Genomic DNA, 22,721 nt, shown 5'->3' on the forward strand with positions numbered 1-22,721 from the left:
CGTTTCAGACGGCCATATTGTCGATCAGGCGCGTCTTGCCCAGCCAGGCGGCGGTCAGGATGCGGGCGGGGGCGTCGACGATGTCGTTGCGGAACGGCGTCAGATCCTCGGCGTGGCGAATGACGACGTAGTCGACGCGCTCGAACCCGGCTTTCAGGATGGCGGCATAGGCTTCGCGCTCGACGCCGGGCAGGGGGCGCCCGCTGGCGGCCTGGACGCCGGCTTCAGCCAGAATGCCGTTCAGACGCCGCGCGATCTCCAGTTCCGCCTCTGACAGGTAGCCGTTGCGCGAGGACAGGGCCAGGCCCCAGCCGTCGCGTTCGGTCGGGGCGCCGACGATCTCGACCGGCAGATCCAGATCCCGCACGAAGCGACGAATGACCATCAGTTGCTGATAGTCTTTCTCGCCGAAGACGGCGACATCGGGCTGGACCTGGTTGAACAGCTTGGTGACGATCAGGGCGACGCCACCGAACATCTGCGGCCGGAAATCCCCCTCCAGGCCAAGGGCAGGGCCGGTCATGGCGATGCTGGTGGCGAAGCCTTCGGGATACATTTCTTCGGCCGGGGGGGCGAACATCAGGTGGCAGCCGGCGCCGGCCAGCAGGCGCGCGTCCTCTTCCTGCTGACGGGGATATTTGCCCAGGTCTTCGTGGGCGGCGAACTGGGTCGGATTGACGAAGTTGGAGGCGACGACGCGGTCGGCGCGATGCGCGGCCTCGCGCACCAGGGTCAGGTGGCCTTCATGCAGGGCGCCCATGGTCGGAACCATGCCGACGCTCAAGCCTTGTCGTTTCCAGTCCCGGACGATCGCACGCAGTTCGGCGACGGTGCGGACGACGGGGAGGGGGGCGGCGTCTATCATTATGAAGCGATTAACCTTTCCGCTTAAGCCTGTTGATGCACCAGACCTCAAAGTCTGGGCTCTAGGGTCGTGCTTATGACGCCCGCAGAAGCGACCCGTCCAGTTCTGATCGCTCTGGCCTGCGCCGGCGGCCTGGCCTTGGCCGGTTGCGGCGCGGTGGACAGCGATCCTCATCGTTTCCGTTCGATGGCCGAGAACGTCGCCGCGATCGACGTTCCTCTGACGCCCGGCGCCCGCGACGCCGGACATCGATCCGCCGAGCAGGAGGGTCTGCGCCCCACCCGGTTTACGCCGGTCAAGGTCGCCGTCATGGACCCGCATGCCATGTGGGACGCCCGCGACGCCCAGGCCGGCCTTCGTCCCGAGGCCGAGGATACGGGTCTGCGCGACGCCGTCATCCGCGTCACCCAGCCCGTGGTTCAGGCGGCTGCGCCCGCCGTCGTCAAGGCCGCAGCGGACGAGGCGCGCGCGCGGATTCAGGCGCCCCTGTTGCGTCCCGCCAGCCTGAGTGTTCCGACGCAAGGGCGCACGATCCAGCTGGGCGCCTATTCCAGTCCCGCCGGCGCGCAGCAGGCATGGGTGCGGCTGAGGGCCAAGTCCGATCTGGCGGGCCTGTCGCCGGTGTTCGAAGAGGTTCAGGTCAACGGCCGCAACCTGACACGGCTTAAGGTCGGGCCGGTCTCGACCGAGACCGCCGCCGCCGTGTGCCAGTCCGCCGATGTCGCGGACGCATGGTGCGCGCGCAACAGCTGAGGCCCGCCCGCTCGCCGTCCACAGGTGTGCGTTAAGGTTCCGTTGACGTTTGCGGCATTGAGGCCGAATCTCACCGGACCTAGGACCGCGCAGCTTGAGTCGCGCGGTCAGCACAGAGGATTCCCTCGAATGACGCAGCCGCATGTGATCGTCCTCGGCAACGAAAAGGGCGGGGCGGGCAAGTCCACCCTGGCCATCCACATCGTGACCGGCATGCTGCACGCCGGCCGGACGGTGGCGATCATCGACCTCGACCTGCGCCAGCGGTCGATGCAGCGCTTCTTCCACAATCGCTTGGCCTGGCTGGCCGCGAACGGGCAGCAACTGCCCCAACCCTTCATCCCCGACATGGGCGACGGCAAGGCCCTGGCCAAGGCTGAGGTCGCCGAACAGATCGCCGCTTTCGACCGTGCCTTCAACGAGGCGGCGGCGCAAGGCGTGGACTGCATCCTGATCGACACGCCGGGCGGTGATACGGCGGTGTCGAACGCGGCGCATGCCCGCGCCGATCAGATCGTGACGCCGATGAACGACAGTTTCGTCGATTTCGACCTCTTGGGCGACGTCGACCCGGTGACGCTGGATCTGCTGAAACCGTCGATCTATTCCGAGAGCGTCTGGGAGGCGCGCAAGCAGCGGGCCATCGCCCAGGGGCGTCACGCCACCATCGATTGGCTGGTGGTCACTAACCGCCTGGCGGTCGCCGAGGCGCGCAACCGCAAGCGGCTGGAAGAGCGGATGACCAAGCTGGCCAAACGGGTCGGGTTCCGCGTCGGGCCGGGCCTGCGCGACCGGGTCATCTATCGCGAGCTTTTCCCCTTCGGCCTGACGGTGGCGGACCTGTCGAACGACATTCGGCCGGTGGCGGTGTCGCTGGCCCACGTCGCCGCGCGTCAGGAAATGCGCAACCTGATGAAGGCGATGGGACTGGAACAGGCGCTCAGCCCTTTGGACGTGGCGGCCTGATTTCTCCATGGCCTTGATCTGGCTGGCCCTGGCGGCGATCGCCGTCTGGGCGCTGGTGCGACTGGGCCGGCAGACCGAGCGACGCGGTCGGGCGCATTGGCGCGTGACGGCGACCCTGCTGGGGGCGGTCATGCTGGCCGGCGGCGCCCTGGCGGCGTTTCGCGGGTCGTGGCTGACGGCGGCTGCTCTGGCGGCGGCTGGCCTCTATCTGGCCTGGTCCTCGCGCGTTCGGCCCGTGATCCGATCCGAACCGATCAGCGAAGCCGACGCCCGCGCCGTTCTGGGCGTGGGGGCGGGGGCGAGCGAGGCCGAGATACGGGCGGCCTGGAAACGGGCCATGGCGCGCGCTCACCCGGATCAGGGCGGCACCGAAGGCCTGGCCGTGCGCGTCAATGCGGCGCGGGATAGACTGTTGAGAAAGACCGGACGCGTCTGAGCCCGCCTTCGGCGTAAGGCGGGGCGTGGAAGGAGGCCCATTCTTGGAGGGCTGGGCGGAGCGCCGGGCCTTCGCCCGGAGTGTGAGTTTGTAAGTACCGTTTCGACGAAGGGTTTGACGCTCCGCGCGGTTGGTTGGTCTGCTGATCCTCGGGTCAAGCCCGAGGACGGGGCGTCGAGCGGTGGCGGTCTTATCGCCTAACCCCATAAGCCTGCGACGGGTCGGCAGTCCCTGCGAGGACTGTCCCGAGTGCGGCCGAGTATCCCCCGCGCCCCTCCGACACCGCTCCATGAGTCGATGTCAACACGAGCCGTTCCAGACCCGCCCCCATTCCATCCGCTCCCGCCGCCGCAAGGTCGCAGGCCAAGCGAGCTTGTGCGGGTTGGCTTAACCTCTCCGCGCGTGGAGGCGCGGGGAGAACAGGTAGCGGGAGCGACCACAGGGGGCGACTCTGACAGGGTGATGACCACGCCAGCTTCGGAGACCGAGGCGCCCCCTTCTGGCGCTCGCTGACGCGATCGCCTGTCCTCCCCGTCGGCCTTCGCCGACGGGGAGGTGAGCGTGGCGGAGCCGCTACCGCCTTGCCCTCACGGAAGTCTGGCCTTACGGGTCCGCGCTCTTGATCAATGATTCAGGGAGGGGTCGATGACCCTCGCACTTCTGTTTCCGGGGCAGGGCAGCCAGGCCGTCGGCATGGGCGCGCAGTTGGCCGACGCCTTCCAGTCTGCGCGCGACGTCTTTGCCGAGGTGGACGAGGCGCTGGGGCAGAAGCTGTCCGTGCTGATGCGCGAGGGGCCTGAAGACCAGTTGACCCTGACCGAGAACGCCCAGCCCGCCTTGATGGCGGTGTCGGTGGCGGCGATCCGGGCGCTGAAGGTCGAGTTCGGTTTCGACGTGACGACGGCGGCCTATGTCGCCGGTCACTCGCTGGGCGAATATTCTGCTCTGGCGGCGGCCGGGGCGATCTCGCTGTCGGATACGGCGCGGCTGTTGAAGCTGCGCGGCCAGGCCATGCAGCTGGCGGTTCCGGTGGGGCAGGGGGCGATGGCCTCGCTGATCGGCCCCAAGACGGATCTGGCCCTGGCGGAAGCGGCGGCGGCGGCGGGCGCCGAGGTCGGCGTCTGCGTGGTCGCCAATGACAACAACAACGGCAATATCGTCATCTCGGGCGAGAAGGCGGCGGTGGACCGCGCCATCGAAAAGGCCAAGGAACTGGGCGCGCGGGCGATCCCGCTGAACGTCTCGGCGCCCTTCCACTGCCCGCTGATGCAGCCGGCGGCGGACGAGATGGCGGCGGCCCTGGCCTCGGCGACCATCGTGGCGCCGGTCGTGCCCGTGGTGGCCAATGTGCTGGCGCGGCCGGAGCGCGATCCTGAAGTCATCCGCCGGCTGCTGGTCGAGCAGGTCACCGGCCGTGTGCGTTGGCGCGAGAGCATGGAGTGGATGGCGACGGAAGGCGGCGTGACCCGCTTCGTCGAGATCGGCTCAGGCAAGGTGCTGACCGGCATGGCCAAGCGGATTGCGCCGGAGGCCGAGAGCCTGCCGCTGAATACGCCGGAAGAGCTGGAAGCGTTCGCCAAGGCTCTTTGATTTAGCCGCTCATCCCGGCGAAAGCCGGGACCCAGATCTTTGGGCGATGAGCGTTTGGGTTTGCGCAGGAACGGTGATCCCGGCCATCCTGCGTATGAAAGCACTGGGCCCCGGCTTTCGCCGGGATGAGCGGAGAATCTAAATGTTCAATCTTGCAGGCAAGACCGCGCTGGTGACCGGCGCGACGGGCGGGATCGGCGGGGCCGTGGCGCGGGGGCTGCACGCCCAGGGCGCGACCGTGGTGCTGTCGGGCACGCGCGAGGCGGTTCTGGCGGATCTGGCCAAAGAGTTGGGCGAGCGAGCGCATTTCGCCACGGCGAACCTGTCGGATCCCGAGTCGGTCGATAATCTGGTCGCGGCGGCCGAGGCGGCGGCGGGCGCGCCGCTGGACATCCTGGTGGCCAATGCGGGCATCACCAAGGACGGCCTGCTGATGCGGATGAAGGACGAGGACTTCCAGTCCGTCCTGACCGTCAATCTGGAAAGCTATTTCCGCCTGACCCGCGCGGCGGTGAAGGGGATGATGAAGCGGCGCTCGGGGCGAATCATCGGCGTGACCTCAATCGTCGGGGTGACCGGCAATCCGGGCCAGACCAACTATTCCGCGTCCAAGGCCGGCATGATCGGCTTTTCCAAGTCGCTGGCGCAGGAGGTCGGGTCGCGCGGCATCACCGTCAACTGCATCGCGCCGGGCTTCATCGCTTCGCCGATGACGGATGTGCTGAACGATCAGCAGCGCGAGACCATCCTGGGCCGTATCCCGGCCGGACGACTGGGCACGGGCGACGAGATCGCGGCCGCCGCCGTCTATCTGTCGTCGAACGAAGCCGCCTATGTGACGGGCCAGACCCTGCATGTGAACGGCGGCATGGCGATGATTTAAGGTCGTCTGCCGTCATCACGACGCGCAACAGACTATTTCCAGCCCGAAAGCCTGTGCTAAAGGGCTTGATGCAACGGCGGTTCGGGCTTTCGGGCTTGCGTCGCCATCGCTGCCGTGAGACGGCGATTTCTTAGCTACCCCCGCCTCCGCGGCGATTTCAAACAGGCAGAGAGACACTCATGTCCGACACCCTAGAGCGCGTTCGCAAGATCGTCATCGACCACCTGGACGCCGATCCGGACAAGGTTACGGAAAAGGCCAGCTTCATCGACGACCTGGGCGCCGACTCGCTCGACAACGTCGAGCTGGTGATGGCCTTCGAAGAAGAATTCGACATCGAGATCCCGGATGACGCCGCCGAGCACATCCAGACGGTCGGCGATGCGGTCAAGTTCATCGACGAAAAGTCAGCCGGCTGATTTCAGTCGCCGACATCGGCCGAACAGGCTGACGGTTCACAGGGCCGCCCGGCGCTCCTAGCGGAGACGCCCGGCGGCCTTTACTGTTTCTGACCCTTGGGAATCCGCGATGATTCTGAAAGGTCGGGCTGGAGATAAGGGAGCACGCACCATGCGCCGCGTCGTCGTTACGGGCATCGGTCTGCTGACCCCCCTGGGTTGGGGCGTCGAGAAGAGCTGGAAGGGTATCGTCGAGGGACGATCGGGCATCGGTCCGATCACGTCGTTCGACACCACGGGCTATGGCTGCACCATCGCCGGTGAAATCCCGAGCGTCGATGGACGCGGCGGCGGCGGCGAAGGCGACTTCGACCCCGAAAAGATCATGTCCGTGAAGGACAGAAAGCGCGTCGATGACTTCATCCTGTACGCCATCGCGGCGGCGGACGAGGCTCTGGCCGATGCGAACTGGAAGCCCGAGACAGACGAGGACAAGGAGCGCACCGGCGTGATGGTCGGCTCCGGCATCGGCGGCCTGGGCCCCATCGCCGAGACGGCCATCGTCCTGAAGGAACAGGGCGTGCGCCGCGTCAGCCCCTTCTTCATCCCCAGCGCCCTGATCAATCTGGCCGGGGGGCAGATCTCGATCCGCCACGGCCTGAAGGGGCCGAACCATGCGGCCGTGACTGCCTGCGCCACCGGCGCCCACGCCATCGGCGATGCGGCCCGAATGATCGCCCTGGACGATGCCGATGTGATGGTGGCGGGCGGGGCCGAAAGCTCGGTCGTGCCGATCGGCATCGCGGGCTTCCTGGCCTGCAAGGCGCTGTGCACCGCCTACAACGACACGCCGGAGAAGGCGTCGCGTCCCTATGACCGGGGCCACGCGGGCTTCATCATGGGCGAAGGCGCCGGGATCCTGGTGCTGGAGGAATACGAACACGCCAAGGCGCGCGGGGCCAAGATATACGCCGAGGTCGTCGGCTACGGCATGAGCGGCGACGCCTATCACATCACCGCCCCGTCCGAGGACGGCGAAGGCGGGGTCCGGGCCATGAAGATGGCGCTGAAACGGGCGGGGATGCAGCCGTCGGATCTGGACTACGTCAACGCCCACGGCACCTCGACCATGGCCGACTGGATCGAGCTGAAGGGCATCGAGGGCCTGGCCGGGGATCACGCCAAGAACCTGACCGTCAGCTCGACCAAGTCGATGACGGGGCACCTGCTGGGCGCGGCCGGGGCCATCGAAGCGGCCTTCTGCGTGCTGGCGATCCGCGATCAGGTCGCGCCGCCGACCATCAATCTGGACGACCCGGAGATGGAGACGCCCATCGACCTGGTGCCCAACAAGGCCAAGCCAATGAAGATCGAGGTGGCCATGTCAAATAGCTTTGGCTTCGGAGGCACCAACGCCTCGGTGATCTTCAAGAAGGTCGACTGAGATGTTCGGGCGCGGACGGGTCGAGAAATCCAGCGGGCGGTCGGGGTTCACGGTCTCGCTGCTGACCGCGTCCGCGACCTTCGGCCTGTTCCTGCTCGCCGCGCTGATCGCGGTTTGGGCGATCTATTATGCGCCGGGGCCGTCGGCGCGGCAGGGCGACAAAACGGTCGTGACCCTGGCCAGCGGAACGGGCGTCTCCGCCATCGCGGCGCGGATGAAGGCGGCGGGGGTGATCCGTTCGACGGACCTGTTCCGCGCGGCGGCGACCCTGACCGGGGCGGATCGTCGGCTGAGAGCCGGCGAATACGAGGTGCCGTCGGGCACATCCCTGGCCGGTGTGCTGAACCTGCTGGTCGAGGGACGGGTGGTGCGCCATTTCGTGACTTTGCCCGAAGGCTGGTCGTCGATGCAGGCGGTGGACATCCTGAACAAGGAGCCGGTGCTGACTGGAACTGTGGTCGAGACGCCCGAGGAAGGCAGCCTGTGGCCTGACACCTATGAGGTGTCGCGCGGCGATACGCGTCAGTCTGTGATCGACCGGATGCAGCGCGCGGCGAACGAGAACCTGCGTCTGCTGTGGAGCCAGCGTTCGCCGGCTACGGTCGCGCGCACGCCCGAGGAGGCGGTGATCCTGGCCTCCATCGTGGAGAAGGAAACGGCCTTGGCGGCCGAGCGTCCGCGCGTGGCGGCGGTGTTCTCGAACCGGTTGCGGGCTGGGATGCGGCTGGAGAGCGATCCGACCATCGTCTATGGGGTGACCAAGGGACGGCCGCTGGGACGCGGCATCCGGCGTTCCGAGCTGTTGGCGCCGACGCCGTGGAACACCTATCAGATCAACGGCCTGCCGCCGACGCCCATCGCCAATCCGGGCAAGGAGGCGGTGCAGGCGGTGCTGAACCCGCCGGCTGATCCAGCCCTGTTCTTCGTCGCGGACGGATCAGGGGGACACGCCTTCGCCCTGACCTATGACGAGCATCTGCAGAACGTGGCGCGCTGGCGCCACATCGAGCGTCAGAAGGCGGGCCTACCGCCCGAGGCCGCTGCGCCTGTGACGCCGGGGACCAGTGCGGCGCCGATGACGACCGAGCCGGCCGCTGCGCCCGTTGCCGGCGGACAGGCGACGATCACGCTTCCGGCAGGCGCGACGCAGGGACCACTATGAGCAGCCTCTCTGGAATGACCGGCTTTGGCCGGGCGGATGGGGCCGGCGAGGGTTGGACCTGGTCGGTCGAGGCGCGCTCGGTCAACGGGCGCAATCTGGAGATCCGGTTCCGGGGACCGAACGGTTTCGATGCGCTGGAGCGCGCGGCCAAGGCGGCGGGCCAGGCGCGGTTCGCGCGGGGCCAGGTCACCGTTGGCGTCCAGGCCAAGCGGGTCGAGGCAGGCGAGGCGGCGGTCACGATCAACGCCGCCGTGCTGGCGCGCTATCTGACCCTGGCCAATGAACTGGCCGAGGACGGCGCGACGCCGCCGTCGGCCGACGGCCTGCTGGCCCTGCGCGGCGTGATCGAGGCGCCGGAAGAGGTGGATGATCCCGAAGATCGCGCCGTGCTGGAAGCCGCCATGGCGCACACGGTCGAGGAAGCGCTGGATGCGCTGAAGGCCTCGCGCCAGAACGAGGGCGCGCAGCTGACGCCGGTGCTGGAAGACTTTATCGCCCGGATCGAGACGCTGACGATGCAGGCCGAAGGCGAGGCGACAGTCCAGGTCGAAGCCATTCGCGAGCGTTTCACGCGTCGAATCACTGAACTGGCGCCGGATGCGCCGGGTCTGGAAGACCGGATTTTTCTGGAAGCGGCCGCCCTGGCGACCAAGGCGGACGTGCGCGAGGAACTGGATCGGCTAACGGCGTACGTCGCCTCGGCGCGCCAGCTTGTGGCCTCGGCGCCCGCCGGTCGTAAACTCGACTTCCTGATGCAAGAATTCATGCGTGAGGCCAACACGCTGTGCTCGAAATCCGCTACGACCGCGCTCACCGGAATCGGCCTGGAGCTCAAGGCCGTCATCGAACAGTTGCGTGAGCAGGTCCAGAATGTCGAATGAACGCACGCCCCGCCGGGGCGTCCTCCTGATCGTCGCCAGCCCCTCGGGCGCCGGCAAGACGTCGCTGTGTCGCCGGTTGATGGCGGATCACGGCGGCCTGGAGCTGTCCGTCTCCATGACCACGCGCGGCATTCGCCCGGGCGAGGTGCACGGGCGCGACTATAATTTCGTCGAGCACGACGAGTTTCAGCGGCTGATTGACCAAGACGCCTTCCTGGAATGGGCGGACGTTCACGGCAATCGCTACGGCAGCCCGCGCGCGCCGGTGGATCGGGCGCTGGCCGAGGGGCGCGACGTCCTGTTCGACATCGACTGGCAGGGCGCGCGCGACGTGGCCGAGAAATGCCCGGAGGACGCCGTGCGCGTCTTCATCCTGCCGCCCAGTCTGGAAGAGCTGCGCCGACGCCTGGTGACGCGGTCGCAGGACGCCGACGACGTGATCGAGCGCCGCGTGGCCAACGCCAAGGGCGAGATCGAACACTGCGACGCCTTCGACTATGTGCTGGTGAACGAGGACTTCGACCGATCCTACGCCGAACTCGCCCACATCTATCATGCGGAGCGGTCGCGCCGGTTCCGTAACCTGTGGGTCGAGGATTATCGCACCGCGCTGCTGCGCGAGGTCGTCTGAATAAAAAGCAGCGCCGCAAGCCGTGGGGGTGACCGGCGGCGCTGCGGGTTACTCAACGCTACGCTACTGAAGCCCTTATCGCCGGACAGAAGGTTTCAGACGGTAAATGAGGCGATAGGGAACATTCCCTAGCGGCTGTATGTGCTTGGTTTACGTCCTGTTCGCCCTCTTGACCTAACGTTAGGCGGTGAACGGGGGTATCATGCGTTTTCTGGATTCAATCGGGCCTCTCTTGGCCAGCAGCGCCAAGGAACGCGTCAAGCAGGTTCCGGTGAGGCTTCTGCTGGCAGTGGTGGTCGCCTGGGCGATGTATGCGGCCGACATGGGGCGGTGGATTCCCCTCTGGCTTGCCGTCGCGCTGCTGGTTCAAGCGTTCGAATTAGTCGCCATGGCGCCATTCAGGCGTGCAGAACCTTCCCGCCGACGGTTTTGGGTCGCACTGGCCCTGGCCTCCACGACCTTGATGGCGACGACCTATGGCGGCATGGCGCTGATCATCTGGTCGTCCAATCATCCGGCCCTGGTGACCTTGGCCGCCCTGACGCTGGCGGGCGGTCTGTTGACCAATGTGGCGTCCGGGATCGGCTCGCGCACGATCTTCTTCATCGGCGGTGGCCCCTATCTGGCGGTGCTGACGCTGATGCCTGTGGTCAAGATCCTTCAGGGCAACACTCACGGCGTCGTGGTGATGACCCTGTCGGCCGCCCTGTTCGCGGGGGCGATCCTGAACGTCTATTGGCGGGTGCACGCGGCGCGTCAGGCCGAAATCCAGTCGCGCGCCGAGGCCGAGGAGCGGCTGGAGCAGGCCCAGGCGGCCATGGCGGATCGCGCCGCGATGGCGGCCATCGTCAGCCACGAACTGCGCACGCCCGTCAGCGCCATCCTGGCCGGCGCCCATGTCATTCGCGGCGGCAAGCTGCCCGAGCAGCGCGAGGAGACCGCCGACCTGATCATTGACGCCGGGCAGCTGATGACCGGGATGCTGAACGACCTGCTGGACCATTCCAAGATGGAGGCCGGGGCGATGTCGATGGAGAGCCGCGACTTCGAACTGGGCGACCTGATGCGCGACACAGCGCGGTTCTGGGCGGCGCCGGCGACCGAGAAGGGACTGACGCTGGAGATGTCGGGGGGCGAAGGTGACGCCGTCTGGCTGCGGGGCGATCCCTATCGTCTGCGCCAGATCATCAACAATCTGGTGTCGAATGCGATCAAGTTCACGCCGGCCGGCACGATCCGGCTGCAGGCCGCAGCGCCGGGCGCCGACGGCCGCCATCGTCTGACCTTGACCGTCACCGATCAGGGTGCAGGCATCACGCCTGAAGCTATGAGCCGGTTGTTCACGCCGTTCGCTCAAGGATCGGCCGAGGTGGCGCGCACCTATGGCGGGACGGGGCTGGGCCTGACCGTCAGCCGCGAGTTGGCGCGATTGATGGGCGGCGACCTGACGGTCGAGAGCGTGCCGGGGCAGGGGGCCGCCTTTACCCTGTGCATCGACCTGCCTGCGGGCGAGCCGACGCAAGCCGAGAATAGCCTGGATGCTGCGGCGCCGGTGTTGGCGCGCCGTATCCGGGTGCTGGCCGTGGACGATCACGAGATCAACCGTCGCACCATCTCCCTAGTGCTCCAGCCGCTGGACGTGGACCTGGCGACCGCCTCGGACGGTCATCTGGCGCTGGCGCTGCTGGCCGAGCGGCCGTTCGACGTGGTGCTGATGGATGTCAACATGCCGGGCATCGACGGCAATGAGGCGACGCGCCGCCTGCGCGCATCGGGCGGTTTGAATGCTGCGGTTCCGGTGATCGGGTTCAGCGCCGGGACCGAGGCGGCGCAGGTTCAGGCCTGTTATGCAGCCGGGATGACGGACTGGCTGGCCAAGCCGCTGGAGCCTCGCAAGCTCTACGACGCCTTGCACAAGGCGACGTCGTCGGGCGGGCAGGCCGAAGCGGCTTAGGCCAGGGCGGCGAACCAGGGGCGCAGGCGGTTAAGCGCCTCTTCGATCTCCGGCGTCGAGACGGCGAAGCTGAAGCGAATGAAACGATGTCCGTCGACGGGGTCGAAATCGACGCCGGGCGCGGTGGCGACGCCGGTGTCGCGCAGCAACCGCTCGCAGAAGGCCACGCTGTCGTCCGTCAGATGGCCGATGTCGGCCCAGATGTAGAAGGCGCCGTCCGGTGGCGCGATCTTTTTCAGGCCCAGGGCGGGCAGGGCGTCCAGCATCAGCTGGCGGTTACGGGCGTAGTTGTGGATATGGCCTTCCAGCTCATCGACCGCGTCCATGGCGACGAGGCCGGCGTGCTGGCTGAGCGACGGCGGGGTCAGGAACATGTTGCCGATATAGGCGCGGGCGGCGTCGATCCGGCTCTCAGGCACCAGCAGCCAGCCCAGGCGCCAGCCGGCCATGCTCCAGTATTTGGAGAAGCTGTTGATCACCACGGCGTCGGGGGCGAACTGCAGCATCGACGGGGTCGGGCCGACGTAGCTGAGCCCGTGATAAATCTCGTCCGAGACGATGGCGATGTCGCGCGCGCGGCAGACCTCGGCGATGGCGGTGAGTTCGGCGTCGGGGATGATGGTGCCGGTCGGATTGGCCGGGCTGGCGATGATGACGCCGGCGGGGGCGGGATCCAGGGCCTGGAGCTGGGCGGCGGTCAGCTGAAACCGGGTGTCGGGGCCGCAGGCGATCTCGACGGGTTCAAGGTGCAGGGCGCGCAGGGTGTTGCGATAGGCGACATAGCCGGGGCGGGCCAAGGCGACGCGGTCGCCGGGCTTGAACAGGGTGCTGAGCGCCAGGACCAGGGCCGGCGAGGCGCCGCAGGTCAGCAGGATGCGGTCGGGGTCAACCGTGACGCCGTACCGGTCGTCATACAGGCGCGCGATGCGGGCGCGCAGATCGGGGCTTTCCCAATAGCCCATGGCGTCGGCGTCCAGCACCTGATGCGCACGGGCGATGGCGGCGGCGGGGGCGCCGGTCGAGGGCTGGCCGAACTCCATATGGATGATCGACCGACCTTCGGCCTTCAACTGGTGCGCCAGTCGGCTGATGGAGATGGCGCGGAAGGGTTCGACCGTCATGGGAGCGCATCCGCCAGACGCAGGAAGCCCGCCACATCGATGGTCTCGGCGCGCGCGTCCGGCTCGATTCCGGCGGCCTCGCACAGGGCGGCGCCGCCGAGTTGTTTCAGGCTGGAGCGGAGCATCTTGCGGCGCTGGCCGAAGGCGGCGGCGGTGACGCGTTCCAGCTTCTTCAGGCGTTCGGGCGACGGGCGTTCGTCCAGAGGTACCAGGTGGACCACGGCCGAGGCCACCTTGGGCGGCGGGGTGAAGGCGGCGGCGGGCAGGTGCATGGCGATGCGGGCGGTGCAGACGGCCTGGGAGATCACGGCCAGACGGCCATAGGCGTCTTCGCCCGGACCCGCGGCGACACGCTCGGCGACCTCCTTCTGGAACATCAGGGTCAGGCTGTGCGGGAGCCAGGGGCCCGTCAGCCATTTGATCAGTAGGGGGGTGCCGACGTTGTAGGGCAGGTTGGAGACCAGATGGGTCGGGCCGGAGACGAGATCGGCCTCCTTCACCTTCAGCGCATCGGCCTCGACGATGGTCAGGCGGCCGGAGCCGTCGTCCAGTTCGGTCAGCAGGGGGATGAAGCGCGGATCCTTCTCGACCAGGACCACCGGGCCGGCGTCGGATTCCAGCAGGGCGCGGGTCAGGCCGCCGGGGCCGGGGCCGACCTCGATCACGGCCCGGCCGTCGAACGGGCCGGCCATGCGGACGATCTTGCGCGTCACATTGAGGTCCAGCAGGAAATGCTGGCCGAAGCTCTTCTTGGCCAGCAGGCCGTGGGCGTCGAGGGTTTCGCGGAGGGAGGGAAGGTCGGTCACACGCCCTGTTAGCGCGCGGCGCGGGCCGCCGCCATCTCCGATGCCAGACGAATGGCGGCGATCAGGCTGTCGGGCCGTGCGACGCCCTTGCCGGCGATGTCGAAACCGGTGCCGTGGTCGGGCGAGGTGCGGATGATGGGCAGGCCCAGCGAGACATTGACCCCGCCCCAGAAGTCCAGCGTCTTGACCGGGATCAGGGCCTGGTCGTGGTACATGCAGATGGCGGCGTCGTAGCCGGCCCGCGCCTCGTCATGAAACATCGTGTCGGCGGGTCTAGGGTCGGTGATGTCGATCCCCTCGGCGCGGAGCTGTTGGGCGACCGGTATCAGGATGTCGATCTCCTGAAGCCCGAGGGCGCCGCCCTCGCCAGCGTGTGGGTTCAGGGCGGCCATGGCCAGGCGCGGGCGGGCGATAGCGAAATCGCGCTTCAGGCTTTCGTGGACCACGCGGGCCGTCCGGGCGACGCGCTCGGCCGTGACCAGTTCCGGCACCTGGTCCAGGGCCACATGGATGGTGACCAGACAGGCGCGCAGGTTTTGCGCCGTCAGCATCATCACCGGGCCGCGCGTGCCGGCGTAGGGCGCATCGGCGGTCAGTTCAGCGATGAACTCGGTATGGCCGGGAAAGCGGAAGCCAGAGGCGTACATCGGCGCCTTGGCGATAGGAGCGGTGACAACGCCGGAAGCCTCGCCGGACAGGGCGAAGCTGACGGCTTCTTCGATCCCGTCCGCGACGGCGGAGGCATTGGCGGGATCGGGCCTTCCGACCTCGACCGGCGCGGGAAGGGGGCGGTGGATGACCGGAAGCGCCGAGGCGAAGCGGCCATGGGCGTCGCTGGGCCCATTGACCTCGACGACGGGGATGCTCTGTGCGCGCAGGAGGGCTGCGTCGCCGATGACGGCGAAGTCGAGAGGCTGGGCGTTCAGGGCCTTCCAGGCGGCGGCGATTATCTCGGGCCCGACGCCGGCGGGTTCGCCGAGCGTCAGGACCAGAGGCGCGACCGCTGGGGTCATTTGAACTCGATCAGGGCGTCGCTGCGCAGGTCGCGCAGATAGCGACGCTCCAGCACGGCCAGGTTCTGGCTGCGCAGCCGGTTTTCGACCTGCTGGCGGTTCGGCGCCTCCGGGCCGCCCACGCGACGACCGCAGACGGCGACGAGGTGCAGGCCCAGGGGCGTGCGGATCGGCGTGGAGACCGTGCCAATTTCGCCGGTGCGGGCGAACTGCTGGAACTGGGGCGCGAGGTTGGCGACGTCGGATTCGCCCAAGTCGGCGCCGAGGACGCCCTCGGTCGCGCGCGCCTGGGAGATGATGTTGTCACAGGTCAGGCCAGTCCGCATCGCTTCCAGCTTGGCGCTGGCGGCCGCGACATCGGCTTCAGAAGCGGTTTCGGGCAGTTCGACCATGACCTGACGCAGCGAAACCAGGCTAGTGGAGGCGCCGTCGCGCTTGTCGCGCAGATACAGGATATAGACGCCGCCATCGACGACGATGGGGTTGGACAACTGGCCCGGTTGGAGCTGTTCCAGCACAGACTGAACGGCCGGTTGCAGCGAATCCTTGACCACCCAACCGGCGTCGCCGGGGACGCGGGCGTTGGCGGACGGGGCCGAGGAGAACTGTTGCGCGACGGCCTGGAAGGGCGCGCCGCCGATGATCTGCTGCACCAGTTGACGAGCGCCATTCAGCGCAGCCGGTGCGCCGCCGACGCGCGCGGCGTCGATGTAGATTTCACCGATCAGAAACTGCGGCTTCGACGCGGCCTCGTTCAGGCGACGGACTTCCTGATCGACCTGCAGGGTGCTGGGGCGGGCGCGGCTGTTGAAACGGCCGGGAATCAGCTGGCCCCAGCCGATCTGGGTGCGCAGGTTCTCGCGGAAGGCGGCGGGCTGAATGCCGCCCTGTTGCAGGAACTGCAGATAGGCGGCGGGCGCCGTGCCGGCCGCACGCGCCATTTCGGCGATTTCGGCGTCGACCTCTTCGTCCGTGACTTGCAGGCTCTCGAACTTGGCCATCTCCTGGGTCTTCAGGCGATCTTCGATCAGGGCGTTGAGGGCGGCCTGCTGGATAGCAGGCAGGTTCTGCTCGGTCGGCTGGACCTGGGATGAGGCGATCAGCATCAGCATGCGCTGGCGCAGATCATAGCCGGTGATGATCTTGTCGTTGACGGTGGCGACGATGCCGTCGGCCATCTCGAACTGAGGTTCGGCGCGAGCGGCGGCGGGCGCCTCCTCCCCAGCAGGATTGGGCGCGCCGGCCGCGGGGCCTTGCGCGGGAGCCTGAACGGGCGCGGGCGCCGTCTGGCCATGGGCAGAACCGGCGAGCAGGAACGCCGCGAGCGCAGCCCCCGTCGAATAACGCATCAAACCCATTGGTCGTCCTGATTCCTCACAGCGGTCCGCCAGCCAGGCCGGCAGGCGGTCGCGCCCCGTAAAGCGTCATGCTCAACGCATATCGCCCTGTCCATAACCTGAACCTCCGAAAGTGGCGAGGTTTAGGCGCACATAGATGCCTTCCGACGGGCCGCCGGGCCGCGCACGGGTGTTGTCGCGGCGATAGCCCAGTTCGAAGCGAAGGCAATCGTCGTCGAAGAGCACGCCGACCTCGGATCGGGTGATCTCGTTCTGATCCAGATCGGCGATGCCGGCGACCGCGACGCCCCAGTTGCCATAGACGAACTGCTGACCCGCCAGTTGGACGAACTCGTAGTTGCGGTTCAGCGGTCCATCGATCGGATTCGACTGATCCAGGATGTAGCTGACGGTGGCCAGGTTGCGACGGCCCCAGCGGCCATCGACGGCGGCCTCAGCGCGACGCACGTCGCCCGAGCCGTCGATGGTGGCGTGAACCCAGCTGCGGATGCGGTCGGACGGCGAATAATCGCCCTGAACCACCCAATCGGAGGTCTCCGCCGCGAGCCCCGTCGGATCGTAGAGGCGAGCGGGATCGTCGGGGATGGAGGTGCGGAAGTCGTCCTGCTGGTCGAAGCGATAGCTCCGGCCGACGAACAGGCTGGCCTTGCGACCTTCGGCCCAGCGGATGGTGGCGCGTCCACCGGCGGTCAGGCGCACGCCGCCCTCCAGCAGGTCGTAGCCGGAGAAGCGGTCCATACGGAACAGGGACGATTCGTCCAGTTCCAGAACTTGGGAGTCCTCGATGGGGATGCGACGATCCAAGCTGACCTTGTTGGAGACCGACAGCTGGCCGACCGGCTCAAGGATGATGTCGGCGTCGCTGATGCGTTTGACCAAAGGATAGCTGACGTCCACGCCGGCGCTGAGGCGCGAACGGCTGACGGTTGAGTCACTGTCTATGCCCATCATGGGGGGCAGATCGGACATGGAATAGAGATCGACGCGGGTGTCGATGAAGGGCTCGACACGGATCCCGACCGGCAGGATAACGGTGCGACGCCATTCCATCTGTCCCGTGATGCGGCGGCTGTCGACGCCGCTGAGGCCCGTCGTGACGGGCGGCACGATCTCGGGGTTGAGAATCGGCGCGCCGACGAAGGCGTCGCGATAAAGCGAAACGGCCGAGCCCTTGAGGCGCAGACGCCCGCCAAAGACCAGTTCGTGCGGCTCCCACCGCGCGTCGATCAGCGGCGCGACCAGGGGCAGGGTGTCGTCGTTCTCGAACACCTTGAAGCCGTTGGCGTCGCGGAAGTCGTTTGCGGCGAAGGCGGGGTTCAGGCGCAGGCTCTGGATCGAGAAGGCGACGACCGAAACATAGGAACGGTCGGTCTGATGTTCGGCGTAGATCTGGCTGATCAGACGGCGGCGGTCACCGTAGTAGAGGCCGTTGTCCTGATAGGGATCGCGGACATCGTAGCGGTCGAACAGGGTCTTGTCCGAGGTCCGTTCGGCCGTGAAGCCAAAGCGCCACGGACCGTCGGGGTCGAATTCGCCGTGCGACAGCAGATAGCTGCGGCTCTTGCGGTCGCCGAAATCGACATTGCTCTCGAAGTCGCCGTCGCCGTCCAGATCGAAATCGCCGAACTCGCGGGCGTAGGTATAGCCGCCACGCGCCACGATCATGCCGTCGGCGAATCGGCGGCGCCATTGCAGGTTCAGCAGCGGGGCGACGGACGTGTTGATCTGGGGGCTGATCAGCCAGTCCTCGGACGGTGAGACGACGTGGAGGTAGGGAACCTCGACCGAGACGCCGCGCCCTTCGTCATAGTTGACGATCGGCACCAGGAAGCCCGACGCCCGCTCTACCGTAGGGTCGGGGTGGGCAAAGAAGGGGGTGTAGAAGACCGGCACCGGCCCGATGTAGAAGACCGCGTTACGATACAGGATGGCGCGCAGTTGCTCGTCCTGCACCACCTTCTCGGCCTGGATCGAGATGGTCGGCGTCTTCGGCCCGCCGTCGTCGCAGATGGGGCAGGGGGTGAAGCGCGCATAGTTCAGCTCGTTGACGTTTTCGCTGCGGCGCACGGCCGTGGCGGCCATCAGGCTGGCGCCGTTCGACAGGCGCGTGGCGAAATCGACGGCGACGCCGGTGGTCAGGTCTTTGTCCAGTTCGAGACGGCTGGCGTAGACGACCGTTCCGTCCGGCGCGATGGCCTCGACCTGGCCTTCGCCGGTCGCCGAACCGGCGTTCAGGTCATAGGACAGGTTCTCGCCGCGCAGCACATGGCCGCGGGTGCGCACATAGGCGCGGTTCTCGGGCGTACCGCTGACGACGATGTTGTCGCCTTCGCGGCGGGCGTTGTCGGCATCGACATAGACGGCTTCCGGCTGCAGGCCGTCGGCAGGCGCGGTCGTGGTCGCGGCCGGAACGGTTTGCGCCAGAACAGGCATGGCGAAGGGCGCGCAGGCGACCAATGTCGCACCGGCGAGAAGCCTTGCTCTGAAAGCGTTGAGGCGCCGATCGCGGCGATCACCCTGCATAGGCCATCCGTATTCTGAGAAGCGAGCGCCCGATTAGCCGTCTTCGGTATAGAACAGCAAGGTAAAGGCTGCGAGCGCCGTCAGAACGGGCGGCAGCCACGCGGCGACAAAGGGCGCAACGACCTCGGCCGATCCCATCGCCGAAGAAAACTGGTTCAGGAAGAAGAAGGCGAAACCCAGCACCACGGCGGACACGCTCATCCGCGCCAGGTCGCCCAGACGCATCAGCCGAAGCGAGAAGGCGGCGGCCAGAATCGACATGGCGGCGAACACCAGGGGCGTGGCCAACAGCTGCTGGAAGCGCAGGCGGTAGGCGGTGGAGGTGAAGCCGGCGTTTTCGATGCGGCTGATCTGATTGGGCAGGGACCAGAAGGGGGTCGATTGCGGCCGCGCGAAACGGTCGAAGGCCTCTTCGTCGGCCAAACTGGAAACCAGGGTCAGGCTGGAATAGGTCACGGCGCGCTGGCCGATCTGGGCGCCGACGGCGTCGGTCAGGCGCCAGGCGCCCGCATTCAACGAGGCCGACTTGGCGTCGATCCTTTCGGAGAATGTGCGGCCGCCGCCGGGTGCGGTCGTGTAGATGAAGAAGCTGACGTTCAACAGACGGGCGTTGGCGCGGTCCTGCTGTCCGGCGCGGATGATCATCTGACGCTGGTCGTCGCCTTCGCGCAGCCAGATCGCCTCCTTGGGATCGCCGCCGGGCGCCGTGCCGGAGATGCGCGCGCGTTCGCGCTGCCACAGGCCGTCGCCGGCCGAGGCCAGCGGTCCCAGCACGGTCACGGTCAGCACGCCAAGGACAAAAGCCATGCCTGCGGCCGGCAGGACGAAGCGCCAGGCGGACACGCCGGCGGCGCGCATGGCGATCAGCTCGCTGCGCCGGTTCAGGCTGATGAAGGCCGACAGGGTGCCGAACAGGAAGACGAACGGCATCAGCTGCACGATGACCGACGGCGACTTGAGCAGCACCAGGCCGAAGATCCGCACCGCCGACAGGTCCTGGGCCGAGCCGACGCCGCGCGAGACCTCGACGAAGTCGATCAGCATGACCAGGGCCGAGATCACGGCCAGGGCCACGCCCAGCGACTTGAGCTGCTGGACCAACACATAGCGTTCGATCCCGCCGAGACGAGGAATATGCGGCGAACGACGGGCCGGCATGAGCGCGGTGGTCATGCGAACCTCGCTTTCAGGTCGCGCACGAAGAGCCAGCGCTTGCTGCGTCGCGGCTTCAGCGCGCGGAACAGGACGCGCAGGGCGACGGCGATGGCGATGACGGGCACCACATATTGGAGAATGTTCATCCAGCCATTCCAGGCGCTGGCGGCGACGAGGCCATAGCCGATGACGCGCAGCAGCAGGAACAGGCCCGCCGCCTTGGCGATCCGCAGCGTATAGCCGGTCCTGCTGAAGGCGCCGCCCAGGATGGCGGACAGGGCCAGAGCCATGGCGACCAGGGCGTAGAGCGGCGACGACAGGCGCGAATGGGCCTCGGCCAGCAATTCGCCGCGCGATCCCGCGACTTCGATCACCTTGGCCGTCGGGTTAAGCAGTTGGCGCAGATAAAGGTCCGTCGGCTTGTAGCGGATGGTGTCGGTGACGCCGACGAAGGGGGCGAGCGAGAAGTCGTATCGGCCGAACGACAAGGTCTCCAGCACGCCGCCCGACGAGTAACGCTGGGCCGAGCCGTCAAGCATGGTCAGGACCGGCGTCCCGCCTGCATCGCGACTGAATCGGGCCTCCGACGCGTTCCAGGTCGTGACCTTCTCCTTGTCGTCCAGATAGACGAACAGGTTCTTCAGCAGGCCGTTCTGTTCGATCTGCTGCACATAGACGGTCAGGCCGTCAGGCCCCTGGACGAACTGGCCTTCTTCGACCAGCAGGGCGGCGAGGTCGGTGCGGATGTCGAAGGCCTGACGCCGGGCCTCCTGCTGCGCCCAGGGCAGGATGAAGACGTTGACCAGCAGGGTGACCAGGGCGACCAGCACGGCGATGCGGGCGGCGGGAGAAATCACCTGCCAGCGGGTCATGCCGCCGGCGAAGGCCGCCGTCAGTTCCTGCTCGCGCTGCAGTCGCGTCAGGGCGATCAGGGCACCGACGAAAAGACCGATGGGCAGAATCACGGCGAGCAGTTGCGGCAGGGCGAGCGAGGTCAATTTGACCATGACCCACACGCTCTGGCCCCGCTCCACGATGACCTGGAGTTGGTCGAGGCTCTGGCTCAGAATTCCGATTCCCGCCAGCGCTGCGCAGGCGGCGACCACGGGGAACAGGATCTGGCGAAAAAGGTATCTTTGAATCAGGGTCATGGGCGGTTGGACTTCGCCCGGTTGCAGGCGGCGATATTGAGGCGCATCTAGTAGCACATCAGGGCGCGTCCGCGACAAGCAGACGCGCCGTTGTCTTTTTGCCTTTGCAGACGCCGGGTGGGGCCTGGCTGGAGTTGTTTGAATGAAGATCGAGTTCGTCGCTGCCGTGGACGCCGCCGAGATTCTGGCGGTTCCGGTTTTTGAAGATCGCGCGTTTACGCCGGCAGGAACCGCTCTGGACGCCAAGACCAGCGGCGCCCTGACCAAGGCCGCCGGCAAGGGGCGTTTCACCGGCAAGGCCGGTCAGAGCCTGAGCGTCGCCGCCCCGGCCGGCGTCAACGCCGACACGGTGTTGCTGGTCGGCGCGGGCGCCAAGGACAAGCAGGACGACCTGGCGGTCGAGGCCTTTGGCGGCAACGCCTATGCGGCCGTGAAGCTGTCGGGCGCCGAGGTTCTGACCATCGACGCCTCGGACCTGGCGCCGGAGCAGGCCGCCCGCGTCGGCTTCGCCGCGCGTCTGGCCGCCTATCGCTTCGACAAATATCGCACGACGCAGAAGCCGGACAAGATTCCGTCGATCACCGCGATCCGCGTCGTGACCTCTGACCTGCGCGCCGCAGAGGCCGCGCTGGAGCCGCTGTCGGCCGTCGCCGACGGCGTGATTTTTGCCCGCGACCTGGTGTCCGAGCCCGCCAACGTCCTGTATCCGGCCGAGTTCGCCAAGCGCGTCAAGGCGCTGGAAAGCCTGGGCCTGGAGGTCGAGATCCTCGGCGAGGCCGAGATGGAGAAACTGGGCATGCGCACCCTGCTGGGTGTCGGCCAGGGCAGCCGTCGCGAGAGCCAACTGGCGATCATGAAATGGAACGGCGGCGAAGCGGGGGCCCAGCCCCTGGCCTTCGTCGGCAAAGGCGTCTGCTTCGACACCGGCGGCATCTCGATCAAGCCGGCCGACGGTATGGAGGACATGAAGTGGGACATGGGCGGCGCGGCCGCCGTAACCGGAACCATGATCGCCCTGGCCGGCCGCAAGGCCAAGGTCAACGCCGTTGGCGTCCTGGGCCTGGTTGAGAACATGCCGGACGGCAACGCCCAACGGCCCGGCGACGTGGTCGTGTCCATGTCGGGCCAGACGGTCGAGGTGATCAACACCGACGCCGAGGGTCGCCTCGTTCTGGCCGACGCCCTCTGGTACACGCAGCAGCGTTTCAAGCCGAAATTCATGATCGACCTGGCGACCCTGACGGGCGCCATGATCGTGGCCCTGGGCCTGGATTACGCAGGCGTCTTCTCGAACTCCGACGACGTGGCCGATCCGATCCTGGCGGCGGCGACGAAAGTCGGCGAGAACTTCTGGCGCATGCCGATCCCGGCCATCTACGAGCAGCACATTGATTCCAAGATCGCCGATGTGAAGAACACGGGCAACGGCCGCGCCGGCGGCTCGATCACCGCCGCCCTGTTCCTGCAACGGTTCACCAACGGCGTGCCGTGGGCGCACCTGGACATCGCCCCGACCGCCTGGGCCAACAAGAGCCCCAGCCCCACCGTGCCGGAAGGCGGCGTCGGCTTCGCCGTGCGCACGCTGGATCGCATGGTCGCCGACACCTACGAAGCCTGATCGCCGGAGATAG

The 22,721-nt window shown here is 67.3% G+C and carries 20 protein-coding genes; 12 read left to right on the forward strand and 8 right to left on the reverse strand.

Features of this window, described 5'->3' with window-relative positions; genetic code table 11:
• Positions 1 to 4 precede the first annotated feature (4 nt).
• Positions 5 to 865, reverse strand: a complete 861-nt coding sequence (gene panC / locus EGY25_RS14680; protein WP_135195771.1) for a pantoate--beta-alanine ligase — start codon at positions 863 to 865, stop codon at positions 5 to 7.
• A gap of 75 nt (positions 866 to 940) precedes the next feature.
• On the opposite strand from panC, the gene EGY25_RS14685 reads away from it, so the two are divergent.
• The 11 genes from EGY25_RS14685 (at position 941) to EGY25_RS14735 (ending at position 11,963) form a co-directional block, all read left to right on the forward strand.
• Positions 941 to 1,618: an SPOR domain-containing protein gene (locus tag EGY25_RS14685; RefSeq protein ID WP_135195772.1), complete on the forward strand. Its 678-nt coding sequence runs from the start codon at positions 941 to 943 to the stop codon at positions 1,616 to 1,618.
• A gap of 129 nt (positions 1,619 to 1,747) precedes the next feature.
• Positions 1,748 to 2,584: a division plane positioning ATPase MipZ gene (locus tag EGY25_RS14690; RefSeq protein ID WP_135195773.1), complete on the forward strand. Its 837-nt coding sequence runs from the start codon at positions 1,748 to 1,750 to the stop codon at positions 2,582 to 2,584.
• A gap of 7 nt (positions 2,585 to 2,591) precedes the next feature.
• Positions 2,592 to 3,020, forward strand: coding sequence for a J domain-containing protein (locus EGY25_RS14695; protein ID WP_135195774.1), 429 nt, complete (start codon positions 2,592 to 2,594; stop codon positions 3,018 to 3,020).
• A gap of 645 nt (positions 3,021 to 3,665) precedes the next feature.
• Positions 3,666 to 4,610 carry an ACP S-malonyltransferase gene (gene fabD / locus EGY25_RS14700; protein ID WP_135195775.1) on the forward strand — a complete coding sequence of 315 codons (945 nt, stop codon included), beginning with the start codon at positions 3,666 to 3,668 and terminating at the stop codon, positions 4,608 to 4,610.
• 142 nt (positions 4,611 to 4,752) lie between these two features.
• Entirely contained in the window at positions 4,753 to 5,493 is a 741-nt protein-coding gene (gene fabG / locus EGY25_RS14705; RefSeq protein ID WP_135195776.1) for a 3-oxoacyl-[acyl-carrier-protein] reductase, read from the forward strand.
• Positions 5,494 to 5,672: 179 nt separating this feature from the next.
• A complete protein-coding gene (locus tag EGY25_RS14710; RefSeq protein WP_008264317.1) occupies positions 5,673 to 5,912 on the forward strand; it encodes an acyl carrier protein in 240 nt (79 codons plus the stop codon).
• A gap of 151 nt (positions 5,913 to 6,063) precedes the next feature.
• The gene (gene fabF, locus EGY25_RS14715; RefSeq protein ID WP_135195777.1) at positions 6,064 to 7,335 is read left to right on the forward strand and encodes a beta-ketoacyl-ACP synthase II; all 1,272 of its coding nucleotides are present in this window, start codon (positions 6,064 to 6,066) and stop codon (positions 7,333 to 7,335) included.
• Position 7,336: 1 nt separating this feature from the next.
• The gene (gene mltG / locus EGY25_RS14720) at positions 7,337 to 8,497 is read left to right on the forward strand and encodes an endolytic transglycosylase MltG (RefSeq protein ID WP_135195778.1); all 1,161 of its coding nucleotides are present in this window, start codon (positions 7,337 to 7,339) and stop codon (positions 8,495 to 8,497) included.
• On the forward strand, positions 8,494 to 9,378 hold the full coding sequence (locus EGY25_RS14725) for a YicC/YloC family endoribonuclease (protein WP_135195779.1): 885 nt from the start codon (positions 8,494 to 8,496) through the stop codon (positions 9,376 to 9,378). The genes mltG and EGY25_RS14725 overlap by 4 nt, the downstream gene beginning before the upstream one ends.
• Positions 9,368 to 10,009 (forward strand): guanylate kinase, encoded by a 642-nt coding sequence (gene gmk, locus EGY25_RS14730; RefSeq protein ID WP_135195780.1) that lies wholly within the window; start codon positions 9,368 to 9,370, stop codon positions 10,007 to 10,009. The genes EGY25_RS14725 and gmk overlap by 11 nt, the downstream gene beginning before the upstream one ends.
• Positions 10,010 to 10,211: 202 nt before the next feature.
• A complete protein-coding gene (locus tag EGY25_RS14735; protein WP_135195781.1) occupies positions 10,212 to 11,963 on the forward strand; it encodes an ATP-binding protein in 1,752 nt (583 codons plus the stop codon).
• Here the strand turns inward: EGY25_RS14735 and EGY25_RS14740 are convergent.
• The 7 genes from EGY25_RS14740 to EGY25_RS14770 all read right to left on the reverse strand — a co-directional run bounded on the left by EGY25_RS14740 (position 11,960) and on the right by EGY25_RS14770 (position 21,090).
• On the reverse strand, positions 11,960 to 13,084 hold the full coding sequence (locus EGY25_RS14740) for a pyridoxal phosphate-dependent aminotransferase (RefSeq protein ID WP_135195782.1): 1,125 nt from the start codon (positions 13,082 to 13,084) through the stop codon (positions 11,960 to 11,962). The two genes, EGY25_RS14735 and EGY25_RS14740, sit on opposite strands and share 4 nt — an antisense overlap.
• Positions 13,081 to 13,890, reverse strand: coding sequence for a 16S rRNA (adenine(1518)-N(6)/adenine(1519)-N(6))-dimethyltransferase RsmA (gene rsmA, locus EGY25_RS14745; protein ID WP_135195783.1), 810 nt, complete (start codon positions 13,888 to 13,890; stop codon positions 13,081 to 13,083). Before rsmA ends, EGY25_RS14740 begins: the two co-directional genes overlap by 4 nt.
• 8 nt (positions 13,891 to 13,898) lie before the next feature.
• A complete protein-coding gene (gene pdxA, locus EGY25_RS14750) occupies positions 13,899 to 14,903 on the reverse strand; it encodes a 4-hydroxythreonine-4-phosphate dehydrogenase PdxA (protein ID WP_135195784.1) in 1,005 nt (334 codons plus the stop codon).
• Positions 14,900 to 16,261: a peptidylprolyl isomerase gene (locus EGY25_RS14755; RefSeq protein ID WP_245159488.1), complete on the reverse strand. Its 1,362-nt coding sequence runs from the start codon at positions 16,259 to 16,261 to the stop codon at positions 14,900 to 14,902. Before EGY25_RS14755 ends, pdxA begins: the two co-directional genes overlap by 4 nt.
• Before the next feature lie 72 nt (positions 16,262 to 16,333).
• The gene (locus EGY25_RS14760; RefSeq protein ID WP_135195785.1) at positions 16,334 to 18,784 is read right to left on the reverse strand and encodes an LPS-assembly protein LptD; all 2,451 of its coding nucleotides are present in this window, start codon (positions 18,782 to 18,784) and stop codon (positions 16,334 to 16,336) included.
• A 33-nt stretch (positions 18,785 to 18,817) separates the two neighbouring features.
• Positions 18,818 to 19,957, reverse strand: a complete 1,140-nt coding sequence (lptG, locus tag EGY25_RS14765; RefSeq protein ID WP_236547547.1) for an LPS export ABC transporter permease LptG — start codon at positions 19,955 to 19,957, stop codon at positions 18,818 to 18,820.
• Positions 19,954 to 21,090, reverse strand: a complete 1,137-nt coding sequence (locus EGY25_RS14770; RefSeq protein WP_135195786.1) for an LptF/LptG family permease — start codon at positions 21,088 to 21,090, stop codon at positions 19,954 to 19,956. Before EGY25_RS14770 ends, lptG begins: the two co-directional genes overlap by 4 nt.
• A 142-nt stretch (positions 21,091 to 21,232) precedes the next feature.
• Here EGY25_RS14770 and EGY25_RS14775 point away from each other — a divergent pair, with 142 nt between their 5' ends.
• Positions 21,233 to 22,708, forward strand: a complete 1,476-nt coding sequence (locus tag EGY25_RS14775) for a leucyl aminopeptidase (protein WP_135195787.1) — start codon at positions 21,233 to 21,235, stop codon at positions 22,706 to 22,708.
• Positions 22,709 to 22,721 lie beyond the last annotated feature (13 nt).

It is taken from the genome of Brevundimonas intermedia, assembly GCF_004614235.1.
Lineage (GTDB): Bacteria > Pseudomonadota > Alphaproteobacteria > Caulobacterales > Caulobacteraceae > Brevundimonas > Brevundimonas intermedia_A.

Coding starts and splice junctions, on each gene's coding strand:
- panC (WP_135195771.1), bottom strand. CDS start 865: ATGATAGACGCCGCCCCCCTCCCCGTCGTCCGCACCGTCGCCGAACTG.
- EGY25_RS14685 (WP_135195772.1), top strand. CDS start 941: ATGACGCCCGCAGAAGCGACCCGTCCAGTTCTGATCGCTCTGGCCTGC.
- EGY25_RS14690 (WP_135195773.1), top strand. CDS start 1,748: ATGACGCAGCCGCATGTGATCGTCCTCGGCAACGAAAAGGGCGGGGCG.
- EGY25_RS14695 (WP_135195774.1), top strand. CDS start 2,592: ATGGCCTTGATCTGGCTGGCCCTGGCGGCGATCGCCGTCTGGGCGCTG.
- fabD (WP_135195775.1), top strand. CDS start 3,666: ATGACCCTCGCACTTCTGTTTCCGGGGCAGGGCAGCCAGGCCGTCGGC.
- fabG (WP_135195776.1), top strand. CDS start 4,753: ATGTTCAATCTTGCAGGCAAGACCGCGCTGGTGACCGGCGCGACGGGC.
- EGY25_RS14710 (WP_008264317.1), top strand. CDS start 5,673: ATGTCCGACACCCTAGAGCGCGTTCGCAAGATCGTCATCGACCACCTG.
- fabF (WP_135195777.1), top strand. CDS start 6,064: ATGCGCCGCGTCGTCGTTACGGGCATCGGTCTGCTGACCCCCCTGGGT.
- mltG (WP_135195778.1), top strand. CDS start 7,337: ATGTTCGGGCGCGGACGGGTCGAGAAATCCAGCGGGCGGTCGGGGTTC.
- EGY25_RS14725 (WP_135195779.1), top strand. CDS start 8,494: ATGAGCAGCCTCTCTGGAATGACCGGCTTTGGCCGGGCGGATGGGGCC.
- gmk (WP_135195780.1), top strand. CDS start 9,368: ATGTCGAATGAACGCACGCCCCGCCGGGGCGTCCTCCTGATCGTCGCC.
- EGY25_RS14735 (WP_135195781.1), top strand. CDS start 10,212: ATGCGTTTTCTGGATTCAATCGGGCCTCTCTTGGCCAGCAGCGCCAAG.
- EGY25_RS14740 (WP_135195782.1), bottom strand. CDS start 13,084: ATGACGGTCGAACCCTTCCGCGCCATCTCCATCAGCCGACTGGCGCAC.
- pdxA (WP_135195784.1), bottom strand. CDS start 14,903: ATGACCCCAGCGGTCGCGCCTCTGGTCCTGACGCTCGGCGAACCCGCC.
- EGY25_RS14755 (WP_245159488.1), bottom strand. CDS start 16,261: ATGGGTTTGATGCGTTATTCGACGGGGGCTGCGCTCGCGGCGTTCCTG.
- EGY25_RS14760 (WP_135195785.1), bottom strand. CDS start 18,784: ATGCAGGGTGATCGCCGCGATCGGCGCCTCAACGCTTTCAGAGCAAGG.
- lptG (WP_236547547.1), bottom strand. CDS start 19,957: ATGACCACCGCGCTCATGCCGGCCCGTCGTTCGCCGCATATTCCTCGT.
- EGY25_RS14770 (WP_135195786.1), bottom strand. CDS start 21,090: ATGACCCTGATTCAAAGATACCTTTTTCGCCAGATCCTGTTCCCCGTG.
- EGY25_RS14775 (WP_135195787.1), top strand. CDS start 21,233: ATGAAGATCGAGTTCGTCGCTGCCGTGGACGCCGCCGAGATTCTGGCG.